Raw genomic sequence first — 17,382 nt, 5'->3', positions numbered from 1 at the left:
TTATATATTCGTTGGTTCATAAAAAAACCGCATAACCTGTTGAGTTATGCGGTTAATACTGGGGAATATTAGCCGATTTACAGTTTGAAGAAGGCAAGCTGCTCTTTTTGCTTCTCGGCTAATTGTGATAGCTCAGCACTGGCGCTGGCGCTCTGGCTGATACCCGTTACGTTTTGATTTACAAGCTCAGACATATTAACCACGTTACGGTTAATATCTTGCGTGACTTGCGACTGCTCTTCTGCGGCGGTCGCCACTTGGGTATTTGAATCATTGATGTCCGAAACCGATTCCGTTATCCCGATAAGCGCATCGTTTACTCGTTGCGTTAACTCACTGTTGCGCGCAAGCATCTCAATACTGGTTTGCATACTATCATTTGCAAGAATCGATTGGCTTTGCAGCTCTTCAATGATAACTCGGATCTCTTTAGTTGAACTCTCAGTACGTGCAGCAAGCATGCGGACTTCATCAGCAACGACCGCAAAACCACGACCAGTCTCACCTGCGCGCGCCGCTTCAATAGCCGCATTCAGTGCCAATAAGTTGGTTTGTTCAGAGACACCTCGGATCACTTCAACGACATCGTTGATCTGCTCTGATTGCTCTTTTAGACGCAAAACTACGCTCGCAGCATGATTCAACGCTTCTGACATTTGTAAGCTCGCTTGGGCGCTCTCTTTAAAAATAGATAAGCCTGATTTAGCAAGTTCATCCGCTTCGCGAGCGGTTGAGTCGGCGGCTGTCGCATTATCACTTACGTTATTTGCTGTACTGGCGAGTTCGTTCAACGCTGAAGCGACTTGTTCAATTTCACACAACTCTTGTTGTGCATTTGACTCTGCTTGCGTCATCACCGCAGCCAGCTCGGTTGAGGCTGACGCCACTTCTTCACTAATGCGATTCAGATGGTCAACGGTAGCATGTAACTGAGAGGCCGTCGTATTGACATCGTTACTCAGCATTGCAACCTCGTTTTTACCATCAACGTCTGAACGAATGGTTAAATTGCCTTGCGCTAATTCACGCATCACCGCTTGCAACTTCTGAATTGGAGCTACAATCATATTTGAGAGGATCCAAGCCACCACAAGAGATAACGCAAGCACAGACAGCACAGTAATCATCGCGGTGTTCATTGCGCTCTGTTCATGTGCTGCAATTTTATCCAATGCTTGATCTGCTTGCTGCTTAACTTTGCTACTCAGGTCAGAAACAGCGCTGAGCATATCAGCGCCTGTTTCTCTAAACTCAGAAATGTATGACATGTATTCAGTTTCAGATACAGCGCCCTGATCATAACGTTCCAAGAATGCCAACATTTGGTTTGAAAGAGTTGCATATTCATCCACTCGGCTAAGAATATGAGAAGCACCACCTTGATATACTGACTCTTTTTGCAAATTTTTCAGTTGTGTGGCAATGGCATTTCTAGTTTGTTTTAAGTGGAGTGGAAGCTCTTTCCGATAGCGTGGATCAATAATCGAATACAGTGCATTAATGCGCATCAAGTTAATATCATCGACTACAAATACGGACAATGTCTCCTCATTTTCTTGAACGACACTTCTCACAGCCGTGGCCTCAACCTGATCATGCTGTAAATTATTTTTTGTAATCCACAGAGCGGTAGTTAAGGCAAATGTAGTAATTAAAACAGGGAACAATACCTGTAGACGAATAGGTAAATTTTTCATTGAAAATTGCATACATATCTCAAGTGGTGAATATGGGGCTGGTGAGCATGGTTAAATGTTGAGCAACCTTAAACCATGAACATTGATACTTGAAATGAAAAATAATGAAATTATCAGTAAAATATAAACCATTAACTAACAACGAATTAAAAAACTGGTTTTACATTTATTTATATTTTAATCATTAAAGATTATTGTGGGATAAGTTAAAGCATTCCTTTCAACCTGAAACTGCAGCGTACTGGTAGTTTTATCTCTCATCACAAGCATCAAAATATATGCTCAGAACGATTAATTCACTAGCCCCAATCTGCAGTTTCAAGTTGTATGGATATTATCCGTCAATCTTATTTTCTAAGTGCATTCAGTTTGGCTTGGGCTAAACCGAAGATGGTATCAACTGGGTAGCTGCCATCTTCTGTTGCTTCGCCTGCGGGTTTGCCAGTAAAGAGCTCAACCGCTTCAGTGACATGTTCAATAGCCCAGATATTGAACTCCCCTTTCTCGACCGCTTTAACAACGTCAGCGCGTAACATCAGATTGTGCATGTTTGAACGAGGAATGATGACACCTTGCTGGCTGGTGCGCCCTTTGATTGCACACACATCAAAGAAACCTTCAATTTTCTCATTCACACCACCAATCGGCTGCGATTCACCAAATTGGTTCATCGAACCTGTGATCGCAATATCTTGGCGATTAGGCCGCTTGGAAAACGCAGACACAATCGCACAAAATTCGGCCATGCTGGCACTATCACCATCCACACCACCGTAAGATTGCTCAAATGTAATGGTCGTGGTGAGCGGTACGCGCGCCGTACGGCCAAATACCGAAGAGAGATACGCGGATAAAATCATCACACCTTTAGAGTGGATGCTGCCACCCAGATCGACACTGCGCTCGATATCGATAATGTCACCATCACCATAGGAAGTGGTGGCGGTAATACGGTTTGGCGCACCAAACATATGATCGCTGGTGCTCAATACCGACAGCGCATTCACCTGCCCGACCGCCATACCTTGCGTTTGGATTAGCGTTGTACCGTTAACATACGACTCCATCACACTGTCTTGCAGGCGGCTCACTCGCATCTCTTGGTTGCTGAGCGCCTCTTCGACATGATTTTGGCGGATCATGTTTGAATTCGCCTGCTTCGCCACATAGTTAGATTCGCGTAACAAATTGGCAATATGCGCCGAATGAAGTGACAGTTTGCCTTGATCGCCCGTTGTACGTGAACTGTGTTCAATGATGCGTGCAATCGCTTTACGGTCGCAATGCAGCATATTGTTGTCGTGCACTATGCTCGAAATAAAACGCGCGTAATGTAGCTCGGTATCGGGCGTACGTTTCATCTCATCTTCAAAATCGGCCGTTACTCGGAACAATTCGCTAAATTCAGGATCGTAATGAGTCAGCAGCTGATAGGTGTGGTAATCACCAAATAAGATAATTTTCACATTTAGCGGGATAGGCTCTGGGTCAAGTGAAACCGTCCCTGTGAGCGTGACCTCTTTTTCCAAAGAGGTAAAACTCATTTGACGTGAACGCAACGCACGCTTTAAACCGTCCCAAACATAGGGCTGTTCAAGCACTTTCACCGCATCCATCAACAGCACACCACCATTGGCTTTATGTAAACTACCCGCTCGAATCAACGAAAAATCGGTAAATACTGTGCCTTTAAAAGTCGCCGTTTCGATATAACCAAATAGAGAGTGGTAGTTCGGGTTCTCTTCTACCACGATCGGTAGCTTGTCTGAAGGCTGGCTGACCAGCACATTGACTTTGTAGCGACGCGGTAGACGCTTATCTAAAGAAGCTGTCGCGACTTCGCCTTGCTCACTGTCTTCATCTAAGAAAATGTCCGCATTATCGACGATGTCTTTTTGTAACTCCGTGAGATAGGTTTTGATGTCTGGGTAGCCAGAATAATCTTGCTTAAGCTGCTTAATAAAGTGAGTAATGACACCAAGCGTTACTTCATCATTGAGCTTTTTGATCTTCTCACTGTAGGAGTCTTCCCATTCGGTCAGTTGACGTACCATATTGCGTAGGCTGATTTCTAGCTCATCAATGGTATGGCTAAAGTGCTCTTGCTCTTTTTTAGACAAGGCGTCAAAGGACTCTTCGGTGTGCATCTCTTCACCGTTCATCGCAACAAATTGATAGTCGCCTTGAGTGGTGATGGTTAAGCTAATCCCTTTATCTTTGGCTTCTTTGCTGATGCTATCCAATTCACTTTGCTGTTTTTGTGCCATCTGATTTTTCAGTTTATCGGCACGAGCAAAGTAAATCTCGTTATCAAAAGCTAACGGGATCGCATTGACCAACTTATTCATTAACTTTTCAATGTCTTGCTTGAGTTTAACCCCAATACCCGAAGGCAGCTTTAGCACTTTTGGAGTTCGAATATCGCTGAAATTGGCCACATAGCACCAATCAAACAACGCCTCGACATCATGCTGATGGCGGTTTAAATAACGCAAAATCATCGTACGCTTGCCCAACCCATTGCGGCCAATCGCGTAGATGTTGTAACCCTTCTCTTTGATCGACATTGCAAATTCGACCGCTTTTTGCGCCCGTTCTTGGCCCACAATCTCATCAACTGGGTCTAATTCCTTAGTTGATTTACAAGCAAGTTTTTCTAACTGGGCAACGTGGTAGAGCTGCTCTGCATTCAATCGTTGAATCGCCATCACTCCGCTCCTTAGCTTTTGGATTCTTGTTGTAGTTTGACCTAAGTGTAGAAGCAATTCATTTATATTTTAGCGAGTTACACCTTATTCGCGTTTAACCGAACAAATAATAAACAATCATCACACTTAGAATTGCAAATAACAATTATTTGCATTTGATAATAAATTGCATTTAAATAAGTAAACGTCGTCATTCTGGAGAATTGAGTATGGACTTACAACAGTGCTGGGCAAGCTATCTCAAGGCTGAACAACTATTAGCGCAAGGGCATTGGCCACAAGCACACCGTTTGCTTGAAGATGTACTGCATCATATGCCAAGCCATATTCAATCAGCGCTAAACTGTGGGCAAACAAAACCTTGCCAGTTGGTGTGCTTGATCTCTGGGCTATGTGATGCCGCTGTTTCCCAATCTGAAATTTTCAATCGCTTGGGTCAGCATAAACAAGCCTTTGATGTCTTAAATCAATCTTATGCTCTGCTGCAATTTACTGCGATTGAGCCCAATGCCTTGGTTAACCGCCTTGCCAACGTACTCACCAAACAAAGCGATGACTTGCTCAGACATATGGGTGCTTTTTGTTCAGCGCAACGCAGTGCGACTTGGATGCTGGAATTCGAACACGTACAAAAAGCGCATCACTATTTCAGCCAACTCAAACGTTATAACCAAGTACAAGCGCAAGTTCCGTCGTCAAACTGTCATTGTTCAACTGAATAATCACCATAGAGTTACCATTCCGGATAAGACTGACCACCTAGCATCATTCACAGCCGCTATAAGTAACGTGCTGCAGTCAAGGGATGAGACTTAAGCAGAACCTAACCTCTCACCCTGAAAATGTATCGAGATGGCATGAGAATTTAATCGATTGCGTTATCAATAGTTGATGTATGTCAAATTGTCGTAGACAATACGCACCCGAGTCTAGGGGCGATCCCTAGACTGCGTTCTGCACTTTTGGAGGAGCGCATTGGTTTTAACTATCGACATTATAGTTAGAGCCTATTTTCTATTTTTGCATGACGCTGCTACCGTTGGCGCATGCTAAATACCTCGTTTTTAAGGGAAAGATGATGGTAATACCTGAAAACAGCAGTATTGTGATTTTTGGTGCTTCAGGCGACTTAACCTATCGCAAGCTTATACCTGCTCTGTATCACTTGTTCGCCAGTGATCAACTGCCGAAATCCTTTGCTATTCTGGGTGTCAGCCGAACCCAATACAGCGATGAGTCATACCGTGAAAAATTAAAGCGCTCTCTTCAGGAAATGGAAAAGACCGTCCCAGATATTCTCGACGCCTTTTGCGAGCACTTGCATTATCAAGCGATCAATACTTCAGATGTTGCAGAATACGCGCAGCTCGCCACGCGTCTTGACTCTTTGGCTGAGCAATACCAATTCACGCAACGCAACACTCTGTTCTATCTCGCGACGCCGCCGAGCCTTTATGGCGTCATCCCGGCCAATCTCGCAGCGCATGGATTAAATAGCGAAGCGCAAGGTTGGAAGCGTTTGATCATCGAAAAACCGTTTGGTTATGATCTTGCATCGGCTCAAAGCCTTGATATCGAAATTCATCGCCATTTCCAAGAACACCAGATCTACCGTATCGACCATTATTTAGGCAAAGAGACGGTACAAAACCTGTTGGTTTTCCGTTTTGCTAACGGGATGTTCGAACCTTTGTGGAACCGCAATTTCATTGACTATGTCGAAATTACAGGCGCAGAATTTTTGGGCGTCGAAGAACGCGGTGGCTATTACGACGGTTCTGGTGCGGTGCGTGATATGTTCCAAAACCATTTACTGCAAGTGTTAGCTATGGTTAGCATGGAACCACCAGCCGCCATTAATGCTGATTCAATTCGTAACGAAGTCAATAAAGTGCTGCAAAGCCTGCAACCGCTTTCTGATGATGACCTACGCCACAACCTCGTACTGGGGCAATATACGGAATCAGAAGTGCGTGGCCAGTTTTTACCCAGTTACCGTGATGAACATGGTGTGGCAGCAGGATCGCGCACTGAAACCTATGTCGGTTTGAAAATGTTTATCAATAACTGGCGCTGGAATGGCGTGCCATTTTATGTGCGTTCAGGTAAACGTTTACCAACGCGCGTCACCGAAGTGGTCATTCACTTTAAGCGTACGCCACACCCTGTTTTTGGGCAAAATGCCCCTGAAAACAAGCTCATCATCCGCATTCAGCCCGATGAAGGCATTCAAATGAGCTTTGGTTTGAAGGAACCAGGTGCGGGCTTTAAAGCCAAAGAAGTCTCCATGAACTTCCATTACACATCACTGGAAGAAACCAAGATGTTGACCGCTTATGAACGGCTTCTTTTGGATGCGCTCAACGGTGATGCAACTTTATTTGCACGTACCGATGCCGTAGAAGCGTGTTGGAAGTTCGTACAACCTATTTTGGATTTCAAACAAGACCCTCAATCGCTGTTTGGCTATGCCTGTGGCACGTGGGGACCAAAAGAGTCCGATTTGCTGCTACACAATGATGGCCGCGCGTGGCGCTTCCCGTGTAAAAACTTGACCGATACGGATTACTGCGAATTATGATCAATCATAAAATATTTCAAACCCCAGAACAGGTGGTTGAAACGCTTGCCAATGAAATGCAACGCTATAGCGAGCAAGGTCAGCCGGTTCATATCTCCCTTTCCGGTGGCAGCACACCCAAAATGCTGTTCAAATTATTGGCCAGTGAACCTTATGCACAGGTGATTGCATGGCAAAACCTGCATTTCTGGTGGGGTGATGAACGCTGTGTTGCTCCTGAGGATGCCGAAAGCAACTTTGGTGAAGCCAATACACTGCTGTTTAGCCAAGTGAACATTCCACCTCAAAATATTCACCGTATTCGCGGCGAAGATGATCCACAAACCGAAGCTAAGCGCTTTGCCGATGAGATGGCAAAAGTCATTCCATCCGTCAACGGTACTCCTGTTTTTGATTGGATTTTGCTCGGTGTTGGCGCAGATGGCCATACGGCGTCCCTGTTCCCTAATGTGACCGACTACGAGGATGAGAATTTATCTTTAGTGGCAACGCATCCGGAATCAGGCCAACTTCGTGTCTCTAAAACAGCTAAAGTGTTGGAAGCTGCAAAACGTATTAGTTACCTCGTTCTTGGCGCAGGTAAAGCCGAGATCGTACACGAAATTCACACCACGAAAGCCGAGGATCTTCCTTATCCGGCTGCCAAAGTTAAATCAACAACTGGCGAAACAGAGTGGTTTTTAGATTCAGATGCCGCAACAAAGATTGCGTGAAGGAGAGAAATAAATGAAAGGTGATATCGGTGTAATCGGCCTAGCAGTGATGGGCCAAAACCTTATCCTAAATATGAACGACCACGGTTTTAAAGTGGTGGCTCACAACCGTACCGCGGCAAAAGTCGATGAGTTCCTAGCAGGTCCAGCGAAAGACACCAATATTGTTGGTGCTTATTCACTGCAAGAGTTAGTCGACAAACTGGCGACACCTCGCAAAGTGATGCTGATGGTGCGTGCGGGCCAAGTCGTGGATGATTTCATCGACCAACTGGTTCCGTTACTCGATAAAGGCGACATCATTATCGATGGCGGTAACACGAACTTCCCAGACACCAACCGCCGTGTTGCAGCACTGCGTGAAAAAGGTATTCACTTTATCGGTACAGGCGTTTCTGGTGGCGAAGAAGGGGCACGTTTTGGCCCATCTATCATGCCAGGTGGCGCACCTGAAGCTTGGCAAGCCGTGAAGCCAATTTTCCAAGGTATCTCAGCAAAAACCGAAGCTGGTGAACCTTGCTGTGATTGGGTGGGTAACGACGGCGCGGGTCACTTCGTTAAAATGGTACACAACGGTATCGAATATGGCGATATGCAGCTAATTACCGAAGCTTATCAGTTTATGAAAGACGGCTTGGGTTTAAACCATGATGAAATGCAAAAAGTGTTTGCTGATTGGAACAAGACCGAGCTCGATAGTTACCTAGTGGAAATCACCGCTGATATCTTAGGCTACAAAGACGAAGATGGTGAAGCTCTGGTTGAGAAAATCCTCGATACTGCTGGCCAAAAAGGCACAGGGAAATGGACGGGCATTAACGCACTCGATATGGGTATTCCGCTGACGCTGATCACTGAGTCAGTTTTCTCTCGTTGCCTTTCAGCATTGAAAGATCAGCGCGTTGCTGCCGAAGCACTGTTTGGTAAGAGCAATATGCAAATCGAAGGTGATAAACAAGAGTGGGTTGACGCACTTCGTCAAGCGCTACTTGCGTCTAAGATCATCTCTTACGCACAAGGCTTTATGCTAATGCGCCAAGCGTCTAACGAAAATGGTTGGAATCTTAACTACGGTAACGTGGCATTGATGTGGCGTGGTGGTTGTATCATCCGCTCCGCATTCCTGAGCAACATTCGTGATGCGTTCGAAGCTAACCCAGAAATCGCCTTCTTAGGTTCAGATGCCTACTTCAAGGGCATTTTGGATAACTGCCTAGCGGCTTGGCGTAAAGTAGCGGCCAAATCAATGGAAGTCGGCATTCCAATGCCATGTATGACCTCCGCGCTCACTTTCTTAGATGGCTACACCACCGCTCGCTTACCGGCTAATTTACTGCAAGCCCAACGTGATTACTTTGGTGCTCACACTTATGAGCGTACTGATCGTCCACGTGGTGAATTCTTCCACACAAACTGGACCGGTACAGGCGGCGATACAGCGTCTACCACTTACGACGTATAGAAAATTTGGCTTATGATGAAAAAAGGACTAGCTAAGCCCCCTCATCTACGCCTATAATTTGACCGTCATGGAGGATGTTAACTAGGTTAACATCCTCTATTTTTTTGTTTCCAAAACTATATGAGATCCAAAGATGACCATCAATAAGTTCTATGTATTTGTCCCACAGGCTGTGGAAGAAGACACTCATAGGGAAAATGAAGTTCAATCTGCTATGGAAGCTCAACGTCAGGCATTAGTGCAACAAGCGCAGAAACAAGGCGCAGTAGCATAATCCATAAGCAGAGTGTGGCAACACGCTCTGCTTATCACTCCTCTCTACCTCATCTATAGGCATATCGTTTGCCAATCATGATTCACGAAATACTCTTTCTGACATTCAATCAAAGCTTGTACTGCTAGCGATAAACCTCTGCCATTTAACTGTAGCTATAGCACGAACGCGTTAAGCGAATTCTATATCCAAAAACTCTCGTTTGTTGGTTAATTTATTCCTCATTAGTTCAAATTAAGAAACAATGATGTTAATTATTAGCTATATATCCGAACAAGTCTAATTCGTATGATAGCTCCCGAACCGATAACAACTCTTTGGATAAATAATCATGAAAAAACTGACTCTACTTACCGCAACCACACTCATCAGCAGCGCCGCGTTTGCAGCACAACAACCTTTGACACTTGACGTCTACAACGCAGATGGTAATAGTTTTCATGTCAACTCCACTTTGGTTTATGGCGAAACAGAAGCGATGGTGGTTGACACTGGCTTTACCAAAGCAGACGCTCTCCGTATTGCGGCAAAAGTACTCGACTCTGGCAAAAACTTAACCACGATCTTTATTAGCCAAGCTGACCCTGATTACTACTTCGGCGCTGAAGTGCTGCATGACATGTTTCCGCAAGCGAAAGTACTTACGACTCCTGGCGTACGTGCAACGATTGAAGAGAAACTGGAAGGTAAACTGGCATTTTGGGCTCCAAAAATGGGCGCAAATGCCCCTGTAAAACCAATACTACCAACGGCTTATAATGGCAAAACATTAACCATTGATGGGCAAACTATTGAAATTCGCGATGCGGATGGAGAATTAGCGCATCGTCCTTATTTATGGATACCAGCCAATAAAGCAATTTTAGGTAACGTCGCGGTATACGGAAATGTTCATTTATGGATGGCCGATGCACAAAGTGATGCGAGCCGCCAAGCTTGGGCGCAACAACTTGATCAAATGAAAGCACTCAAACCAAACGTAGTGATCCCGGGGCATATGACTTCTGGTACAGCGCTTGATGCTTCTTCAATTGAATTTGCACAACAATATCTTATGGATTTTGCTAAAGCGAAAGCAAACAGCAAAGACAGCGCTCAGTTAATTCAAACCATGCAAAACCTTTACCCTAATGCTGGCCTACCAATGGCTTTAGAAATTGGTGCCAAAGTTCACATGGGTGAGATGAAATGGTAAACGTCCACTATATTTTCGACCCAATGTGTGGCTGGTGTTACGGAGCAACCTCTCTCATTCAACAGTTGAATGAAATGGGCGGAGTAAAACTGCACCTTCATCCGGGTGGAATGATCGAGCGATCGCCTCTTTCAGATGGTTTTCGCCAGCATGTACTGCAAGCTGATCAGCGTATTGCTCAGCAAACAGGAGCCGTATTTGGGGAAGGTTACATCGCCAAAATCAAAAGTGGTGAAACCGTGATATTGGACTCATACGTTACTGCTCAAGCCATTATTGCAGCGCAATTACTCGGTGTATCGCCAAGTGTTATGCTCAAAAGCATTCAACAAGCGCATTACCAGCAAGGTTTGCCTGTGGCCGATACTGACACATTGGCACTGTTAGCCCAATCGCTTGACCTAGAGCCAAATCAATGGGAACAAGCGATGGAGCAAGCCAAAGCTCAGTTACCAGAGCAGTTAGAGCAGACGCAAAGCTTAATGGCGCAATATCAGCTTTCTGGTTTTCCCTCGATTGTGTATGAAGCAGAGGGGCAATGGCGAACCGTATCTGTTAGCCATTTCTATAATCGACCACAACAATGGGCTGATTTCTGGAAAAAGATGACTCAGTAGTTAGTGCCTCATCCCTCTCTTGACTAAAGAGAGGGATTTTTCCATCTACTTGTTCATCATTTTGATGCTTTTACGCACCGCTAAAGTCGGCTCTAATTGAACAATTTGCGGTTCGAGCGCTTCGTTTTCTAAACGGGCAAGCAAGGTGTCAACTGCCGCTTTACCTAAACGATATTTGGGTTGATGGATAGTGGTTAGAGCTGGCGACATAAAACGGGCGATGTGAATATCGTCATACCCCATCAGCGAAAGATCTTCAGGAATGCGGATCCCTTTTTCATTAGCTGCATTAATCACCCCCATTGCCATCATGTCATTAGAGACAAAAATCGCACTCGGTAATGGTCCTTTGGCTAACATTTTATTGAACGCTTCGTAGCCACCTTCACATTCAAAATCGGATTCCACAATCCAATTGGGGTGAATGTCCAAACCTGCTTCCAAGACAGCGCGCTTATAGCCTTCATAACGCATTTGAGCTTGATGACGAATCAATGGCCCGGTAATGCAACCGATTTCTTTATGACCGCACTCAATCAAATAGTTCGCCGCAATATAACCACCACGTAAAGAGTTATCTTGTATTTTATCGCTAGGAAAGAGCATTGGGCCCCAATCCATCACCACGACAGGGATATCTGGGTAACGTTCAAAAACGTCAATCCGCTCACCTTCTAAGGTGGAACACATCAAAAGTAAGCCATCAACGCGCTTTTGCAGTAGCGTGTTGATAGAGGCTTGCATTCGCTGGCTATCCCCTTCGGTATTACACAAAATAAGGTTATAACCTTTGTGGTAGCAACTGCGCTCTACCCCTTTGACCACTTCGCCAAAAAAAGGGTTCGTCGAAGTGGTCACTAACATACCAATGGTACGCGTTCGGTTCATTTTGAGACTGCGAGCCAATGCTGACGGGGCATAGTTCAGATCTTGCGCGGCTTTATTGACACGCACAGCGATTTCATCGCTCACATAGCGAGATTTATTAATGACATGGCTGACGGTAGACGTGGATACGCCGGCTAATCTTGCAATATCTTTCATTGTCGCCATGTCTGTTTTTCCTATTGATGCTGAGCGAGAAACGCGTCCACTTCTATTCGGGTGGGTATTGAGGTTTGCGCGCCAAAACGGGTAACAGAAATGGCTGCCGCAGCATGCGCAAATTTAATGGCTGATTCTAAAGGCATATCTTCCAAAAGACCCGTTACTAAAGCACCGTTAAACGTATCACCTGCCGCGGTGGTGTCTGTCACATCGACTTTAAAACCAGCAATCAGTTGACCACGCCCATTTTGGCTTAGCCAAACGCCTTTTGCACCTAAGGTGATCAAGACGATTTCAATCCCTTTTTTATGCAGTTCATTGGCCGCTAACTGCGCCGTGTGATCATCATCAACCGTGATCCCCGTTAAGCGCTGCGCTTCCGTTTCGTTTGGTGTGATCACATCGACACATTCTAGCAGAGTATCAGGCAGATCTCGGGCAGGCGCTGGGTTTAAAATCACATTGGTACGATTTTGTTTGGCGATTTGCGCAGCTTTAATAATGCCATCGATTGGCGTCTCTAATTGCATCAATAAATATTTGGCCGCGCCAATGGCGGCTAAATCCGCTTCAATAGCATCAGCCGTCAGCTTGTCATTCGCCTCTGCCGAAATACAGATGCTGTTTTCTCCGCTGTCCGAGACTTGGATCATCGCGATGCCCGTCGGACAATTGGGCTGCATTTTAACTCCCGCAATGTTGATACCATCGAGCTTAAAATTCTCACGAGTATTGATACCGAATGCGTCGTCACCCACGCAGGCAATAAAACCGATGTCCGCTTTTAATCGCGCAGCCGCTACAGCTTGGTTGGCCCCTTTACCACCGGGAATAACTTGATAATGACGCCCATGCAGCGTCTCACCCGGGCGAGGAAATGAAGGCACTTGCAAAACATGGTCAGCGTTAACACTGCCTAATACCACTAACTGATTCATAATTTGTCCTTTGTTCATGAGTGAACATGTTTGAAATAGAGCTGGAGAGGTTTGGCTTTTGTGGCTTCACCTGAAAAAACAAACCTATCGAGCCTGATTACTGGTTATTGATAGCTGAGGGGTTATAGAAGAGGTAGCTCTCTACGAGCCAGTAAAGAGCTACCTGCCAGTAAAGAGCTACCTACAGCAAAGATTATTTGCTGATGATTTTTAGAGGAACCGGAATGTACTCATCCACTTGTTCGCCTTTTAGCATTTTATCGGCCGTTTCAATGCCAAGTGCACCGATCATGTCTGGTTGCTGAGCAACAGTCGCAGCAAGTTGGCCGCGTTCTACCGCAGCGATACCATCGTCGGTACCATCAAAACCGATGATCATCACCTCTTTGCCTGATGCTTGAACGGCGCGAAGTGCACCCAATGCCATTTCATCATTTTGGGCAAATACAGCTTGAACATCTGGGTTTGCCGCTAGCAGGTTTTCCATTACATTCAAACCTTTAGTGCGGTCAAAATCAGCAGGCTGGCTAGCAAGCAGTTCCATTTCACTGCCTTTCACCGCGTTCATGAAACCTTCTCCACGCTCACGAGCGGCCGATGTGCCGGCAATCCCTTCCAGTTGAATGACTTTGGCTTTTGCACCGATTTTTTCGACGATAAAGTGACCGGCCATTTCACCACCGACTACGTTATCAGAAGCGATGTGGCTCACAACATCACCACGGCTTGCACCGCGATCCAGTGTCAACACTGGCACTTTAGCGCGGTTGGCCATACGAATGGCGTTAGAGACGGCATCAGAATCGGTTGGGTTGATCAAAATCGCTTTAACGCCACGAACGGTTAGGTCTTCTACGTTTGATAGCTCTTTGCTTGGATCATTTTGTGAATCCAAGACGATCAGGTTGTAGCCTAGCTCTTTCGCTTTTGCTTCTGCGCCATCTTTCATGGTGACAAAAAATGGGTTGTTCAGAGTGGATAGTACAATCGCCATGGTGTCTTGCGCATGCGCAGCCACAGAGACAGTGGTGGAAAGTAGAGCAGCAGAGATTAAAGTTGCAAGTTTTTTCATCTTTATAGTCCTTTTTGTAGGGGCCGTTTTAAAGCTAATATGGCTCGCTTTAAAACGGAGGTTTTCTATCGTGTTACTTATTTTTGTTATCCACGAGTACCGCGAGCAAAATAACCACGGCTTTCGCAATCATTTGGTAGTAAGAAGAGACATCAAGCAGGTTCAGCGCGTTATTAAGAAAGCCGATGATCAGCGCCCCAATTAACGTGCCCATAATGCGTCCTTTACCCCCCATCAAGCTGGTACCACCAAGTACAACGGCAGCGATGGCATCCAGCTCATAACCCATACCAGCAGTCGGTTGCGCAGAAGAGAGGCGAGACGTGACGATGATGCCAGCCAGCGCAGCCAATAGACCACAGATGGCGTACACACCAATTTTCACGCGATCCACATTAATACCTGACAATCGAGTTGCAGACTCATTGCCACCGAGCGCGTAAACATAGCGGCCAAAACGTGTATGGTTGAGTAAGTACCAAACCGCAGCAAAGACCACCACCATCATCCACACCGGAACAGGAATACCCAACGCGTAACCTGTACCAAACCAAGCAAAAGCGTCTGCAGTATCGGTAAAACCTGTCGAAATTGGACGCCCATCGGTATAAACCATGGTCACACCACGCAATAAGGTCATGGTGACTAAGGTGGCAATAAACGCTTGCACTTTACCTTTGGCGATAATGATGCCGCTAATCGCACCCAGTGCCGCACCAGCAAGTAACGCTGTAGGGACTGCGATAATGACCGGAATCTCAAGACCAATCATGGTTGCAGCAAAAGCGCCGCACAACGCCAGTACCGAGCCAACACTCAAATCGATACCTGCCGTTAGAATAACCAAGGTCATCCCCACAGCGATAATGGCGTTGACTGAGGTTTGGCGCAAAATGTTCAGTATGTTGTCAACCGTGAAGAAATTGGGGTTTAAAAAAGAGACAACGACCACTAAAAAAAGCAAAGCAATCAGTGATTTTTGCTCAATGAGCCACTCTTTACTGATCCATTTTCTGCGGTTAGTTTGGGTTGAATTACTCATGCTGTTACTGCTCATGCTGCTTCCTCATTGATCTTTTTGCCTACCGCACAGGCGAGTAGAATCTCTTGGTTGGCTTGTTTGGCACTGAATTCGCCGCTGATTCGACCTTCATGCATCACCAAAATTCGGTCACTCATCCCTAGCACTTCTGGCATCTCTGACGAAACCAAAATAATGCTCATCCCTTCGGCTTTAAATTGGTTAATCAATTGGTAAATCTCTTTTTTGGCTCCCACGTCAACCCCGCGTGTGGGTTCATCCAAAATCAAAACTTTGGGACGTGTCATCAACCCTTTCGCAATCGCTACTTTTTGCTGATTGCCACCGGACAAATTACCAATGATTTGATCACGAGATGGCGTTTTGATGTTGAATAGGCGAATAAAATCTTCCACTGCGATGACTTCATCACTGTGTTGAATCTGTACACCTTTGCTAAATTTATTCAACGCACACAGTGACATGTTCTCTTTCACCGACAGGCCAAGAACCAAACCGTCCCCTTTGCGATCTTCTGAAATATACGCGATACCGTTTGCAAGGCCATCTTGTGGGCTGACTGGGTTGATGGTTTTGTTCTCAAGGTTAATCACGCCTCGCTCACTGGGCAGCGCGCCGTAAATCACTTTCATTAATTCAGTGCGCCCTGCGCCCATCAAACCCGAAACACCGAGGATTTCACCTCGTTTGAGCGTAAAATTAATGTCATGCACACCTGAGCCCGTGAGGCCTATCACTTCAAGGCAAGTGTCGCCGTGCTTTACCTCAATACGTGGGTACTGTTCTTCTAATTTCCGGCCGACCATCATCTCAATCAGGCCATCTTCATTGGTGTCAGACACTTTGCACTGGCCAATGAATTTGCCATCACGTAACACGGTAATATCGTCACAAATTTCAAAAATTTCTTTCAACCGATGTGAGATATAAACAATGCCGCAACCTTGTTCACGCAGCTCGTTAATCACATTAAATAACGATTCAGTTTCGGTATCCGTCAGCGCATCCGTCGGTTCATCCATGATGATCACTTTCGACTCAAATGAGAGCGCTTTTGCAATCTCAACCATCTGTTGCTCACCAAGGCTTAAGTCACCCAACAAGGTCTTGGAGCTGTGTTTAACATTTAAGCGAGCCAGTAGTTTGTCGGCTGCTTGGTACATTTCATTCCATAAAATTCGCCCCATCGCACCGGTTATCTCTCTGCCTAGAAAAATGTTTTCAGCAATAGTTAATTCCGGAATCAAATTCAACTCTTGGTGAATAATGCTGATGCCCGCTTGTTGTGAATCTCGTGGGCCTTTAAAGGCGGCTGGTTTTCCTTGGTAAGTGATAGAACCCGCATCCAATGAATAGATACCCGTCAACACTTTCATTAAGGTTGATTTACCCGCGCCGTTTTCGCCCATCAACGCCATCACGCGGCCGGGGTAAACATTGAGGCTAGCTTTATCGAGCGCTTTCACGCCGGGGAACGCTTTTTCAATCTCACTGAGCGCTAAAATTGCTTGAGTCATAGTGGATCCTCAATCGCGGCTTAAAACACGACGCCTGCTTGAAAAATAACATTCGCATACGGCGTGCATTCGCCAGTTCTTACCACGGCGCGGCTGCGCATAGTGCGCTCTTTAAAATCGTGATGAGAGAGGTAAGTGACAGCAATCGTTTTCTCGCATAACTCCTCTTCCGCTTTCAGCTCAGCCAGCAGCGCTTTGTGATGCTCAGGGCTTACTTGTGTAAACTCTTCAGCAATGATCACACCTTCAATTTGAGATTCAGAAAGAATCACGCGGACCGTGTCAAGAAAACCGGGAATACCGTGAGTTAATGCTAAATCAATACGCTGCACTTCATCGGGAATAGGCAAACCTGCATCACAAATTGTGATTTCGTCGGTATGCCCTAAAGTAGCCACCAAGTAAGAGAGTTCCGAGTTTAATAGGGTACTTTTTTTCATTGTTATACCTTCACGTTAGGCTTTATGTTTCGCTTTCTGACACCTTTCTATCACTCTTGAATCGTTCAAGAAAATCTCA

The 17,382-nt window shown here is 45.6% G+C and carries 15 protein-coding genes; 7 read left to right on the top strand and 8 right to left on the bottom strand.

What is annotated here, in order from left to right:
- Positions 1-77: 77 nt before the first annotated feature.
- Together CCZ37_RS13915 and CCZ37_RS13910 are read right to left on the bottom strand one after the other, a co-directional pair.
- Positions 78-1,709, bottom strand: coding sequence for a methyl-accepting chemotaxis protein (locus tag CCZ37_RS13915; protein ID WP_094501001.1), 1,632 nt, complete (start codon positions 1,707-1,709; stop codon positions 78-80).
- A gap of 335 nt (positions 1,710-2,044) precedes the next feature.
- Complete coding sequence (locus CCZ37_RS13910; RefSeq protein WP_094500999.1) at positions 2,045-4,405, bottom strand: Lon protease family protein; 2,361 nt, start codon at positions 4,403-4,405, stop codon at positions 2,045-2,047.
- Positions 4,406-4,614: 209 nt separating this feature from the next.
- Between CCZ37_RS13910 and CCZ37_RS13905 the strand changes: the two genes are divergently transcribed.
- The 7 genes from CCZ37_RS13905 to CCZ37_RS13880 all read left to right on the top strand — a co-directional run bounded on the left by CCZ37_RS13905 (position 4,615) and on the right by CCZ37_RS13880 (position 11,247).
- Entirely contained in the window at positions 4,615-5,127 is a 513-nt protein-coding gene (locus CCZ37_RS13905; protein ID WP_167372436.1) for a hypothetical protein, read from the top strand.
- Between the two features lie 356 nt (positions 5,128-5,483).
- Complete coding sequence (zwf, locus tag CCZ37_RS13900) at positions 5,484-6,986, top strand: glucose-6-phosphate dehydrogenase (RefSeq protein ID WP_010320534.1); 1,503 nt, start codon at positions 5,484-5,486, stop codon at positions 6,984-6,986.
- Complete coding sequence (pgl, locus tag CCZ37_RS13895; protein WP_010320535.1) at positions 6,983-7,699, top strand: 6-phosphogluconolactonase; 717 nt, start codon at positions 6,983-6,985, stop codon at positions 7,697-7,699. Before zwf ends, pgl begins: the two co-directional genes overlap by 4 nt.
- Before the next feature lie 13 nt (positions 7,700-7,712).
- Positions 7,713-9,161, top strand: coding sequence for a decarboxylating NADP(+)-dependent phosphogluconate dehydrogenase (gene gnd / locus CCZ37_RS13890; protein ID WP_094500993.1), 1,449 nt, complete (start codon positions 7,713-7,715; stop codon positions 9,159-9,161).
- 133 nt (positions 9,162-9,294) lie between these two features.
- Positions 9,295-9,435: a hypothetical protein gene (locus CCZ37_RS19060; protein WP_010320537.1), complete on the top strand. Its 141-nt coding sequence runs from the start codon at positions 9,295-9,297 to the stop codon at positions 9,433-9,435.
- 331 nt (positions 9,436-9,766) lie between these two features.
- On the top strand, positions 9,767-10,630 hold the full coding sequence (locus CCZ37_RS13885; RefSeq protein WP_094500991.1) for an MBL fold metallo-hydrolase: 864 nt from the start codon (positions 9,767-9,769) through the stop codon (positions 10,628-10,630).
- Entirely contained in the window at positions 10,624-11,247 is a 624-nt protein-coding gene (locus CCZ37_RS13880) for a DsbA family protein (protein ID WP_094500989.1), read from the top strand. The genes CCZ37_RS13885 and CCZ37_RS13880 overlap by 7 nt, the downstream gene beginning before the upstream one ends.
- A gap of 45 nt (positions 11,248-11,292) precedes the next feature.
- On the opposite strand, the gene CCZ37_RS13875 is transcribed toward CCZ37_RS13880, so the two are convergent.
- The 6 genes from CCZ37_RS13875 to rbsD all read right to left on the bottom strand — a co-directional run bounded on the left by CCZ37_RS13875 (position 11,293) and on the right by rbsD (position 17,303).
- Positions 11,293-12,300 carry a substrate-binding domain-containing protein gene (locus CCZ37_RS13875; protein WP_010320541.1) on the bottom strand — a complete coding sequence of 336 codons (1,008 nt, stop codon included), beginning with the start codon at positions 12,298-12,300 and terminating at the stop codon, positions 11,293-11,295.
- Positions 12,301-12,311: 11 nt separating this feature from the next.
- On the bottom strand, positions 12,312-13,232 hold the full coding sequence (rbsK, locus tag CCZ37_RS13870) for a ribokinase (RefSeq protein ID WP_094500987.1): 921 nt from the start codon (positions 13,230-13,232) through the stop codon (positions 12,312-12,314).
- A gap of 193 nt (positions 13,233-13,425) precedes the next feature.
- Complete coding sequence (gene rbsB / locus CCZ37_RS13865; RefSeq protein WP_010320543.1) at positions 13,426-14,304, bottom strand: ribose ABC transporter substrate-binding protein RbsB; 879 nt, start codon at positions 14,302-14,304, stop codon at positions 13,426-13,428.
- Between the two features lie 73 nt (positions 14,305-14,377).
- Entirely contained in the window at positions 14,378-15,346 is a 969-nt protein-coding gene (gene rbsC / locus CCZ37_RS13860) for a ribose ABC transporter permease (RefSeq protein WP_010320544.1), read from the bottom strand.
- Positions 15,347-15,357: 11 nt separating this feature from the next.
- Positions 15,358-16,863, bottom strand: a complete 1,506-nt coding sequence (gene rbsA / locus CCZ37_RS13855) for a ribose ABC transporter ATP-binding protein RbsA (protein WP_013868175.1) — start codon at positions 16,861-16,863, stop codon at positions 15,358-15,360.
- Positions 16,864-16,883: 20 nt separating this feature from the next.
- Positions 16,884-17,303, bottom strand: coding sequence for a D-ribose pyranase (rbsD, locus tag CCZ37_RS13850; RefSeq protein ID WP_094500985.1), 420 nt, complete (start codon positions 17,301-17,303; stop codon positions 16,884-16,886).
- Positions 17,304-17,382: the final 79 nt, after the last annotated feature.

The organism is Vibrio qinghaiensis, from assembly GCF_002257545.1.
GTDB lineage: Bacteria > Pseudomonadota > Gammaproteobacteria > Enterobacterales > Vibrionaceae > Vibrio > Vibrio ordalii.
Note: the sequence above shows the minus strand (reverse complement) of the source record. Positions and strands in the feature narration are given on the sequence as shown.

Bases quoted from the DNA above. Each gene is read 5' to 3' on its own strand.
- CCZ37_RS13915 (WP_094501001.1), bottom strand. From the start codon at position 1,709: ATGCAATTTTCAATGAAAAATTTACCTATTCGTCTACAGGTATTGTTC.
- CCZ37_RS13910 (WP_094500999.1), bottom strand. From the start codon at position 4,405: ATGGCGATTCAACGATTGAATGCAGAGCAGCTCTACCACGTTGCCCAG.
- CCZ37_RS13905 (WP_167372436.1), top strand. From the start codon at position 4,615: ATGGACTTACAACAGTGCTGGGCAAGCTATCTCAAGGCTGAACAACTA.
- zwf (WP_010320534.1), top strand. From the start codon at position 5,484: ATGGTAATACCTGAAAACAGCAGTATTGTGATTTTTGGTGCTTCAGGC.
- pgl (WP_010320535.1), top strand. From the start codon at position 6,983: ATGATCAATCATAAAATATTTCAAACCCCAGAACAGGTGGTTGAAACG.
- gnd (WP_094500993.1), top strand. From the start codon at position 7,713: ATGAAAGGTGATATCGGTGTAATCGGCCTAGCAGTGATGGGCCAAAAC.
- CCZ37_RS19060 (WP_010320537.1), top strand. From the start codon at position 9,295: ATGACCATCAATAAGTTCTATGTATTTGTCCCACAGGCTGTGGAAGAA.
- CCZ37_RS13885 (WP_094500991.1), top strand. From the start codon at position 9,767: ATGAAAAAACTGACTCTACTTACCGCAACCACACTCATCAGCAGCGCC.
- CCZ37_RS13880 (WP_094500989.1), top strand. From the start codon at position 10,624: ATGGTAAACGTCCACTATATTTTCGACCCAATGTGTGGCTGGTGTTAC.
- CCZ37_RS13875 (WP_010320541.1), bottom strand. From the start codon at position 12,300: ATGGCGACAATGAAAGATATTGCAAGATTAGCCGGCGTATCCACGTCT.
- rbsK (WP_094500987.1), bottom strand. From the start codon at position 13,232: ATGAATCAGTTAGTGGTATTAGGCAGTGTTAACGCTGACCATGTTTTG.
- rbsB (WP_010320543.1), bottom strand. From the start codon at position 14,304: ATGAAAAAACTTGCAACTTTAATCTCTGCTGCTCTACTTTCCACCACT.
- rbsC (WP_010320544.1), bottom strand. From the start codon at position 15,346: ATGAGTAATTCAACCCAAACTAACCGCAGAAAATGGATCAGTAAAGAG.
- rbsA (WP_013868175.1), bottom strand. From the start codon at position 16,863: ATGACTCAAGCAATTTTAGCGCTCAGTGAGATTGAAAAAGCGTTCCCC.
- rbsD (WP_094500985.1), bottom strand. From the start codon at position 17,303: ATGAAAAAAAGTACCCTATTAAACTCGGAACTCTCTTACTTGGTGGCT.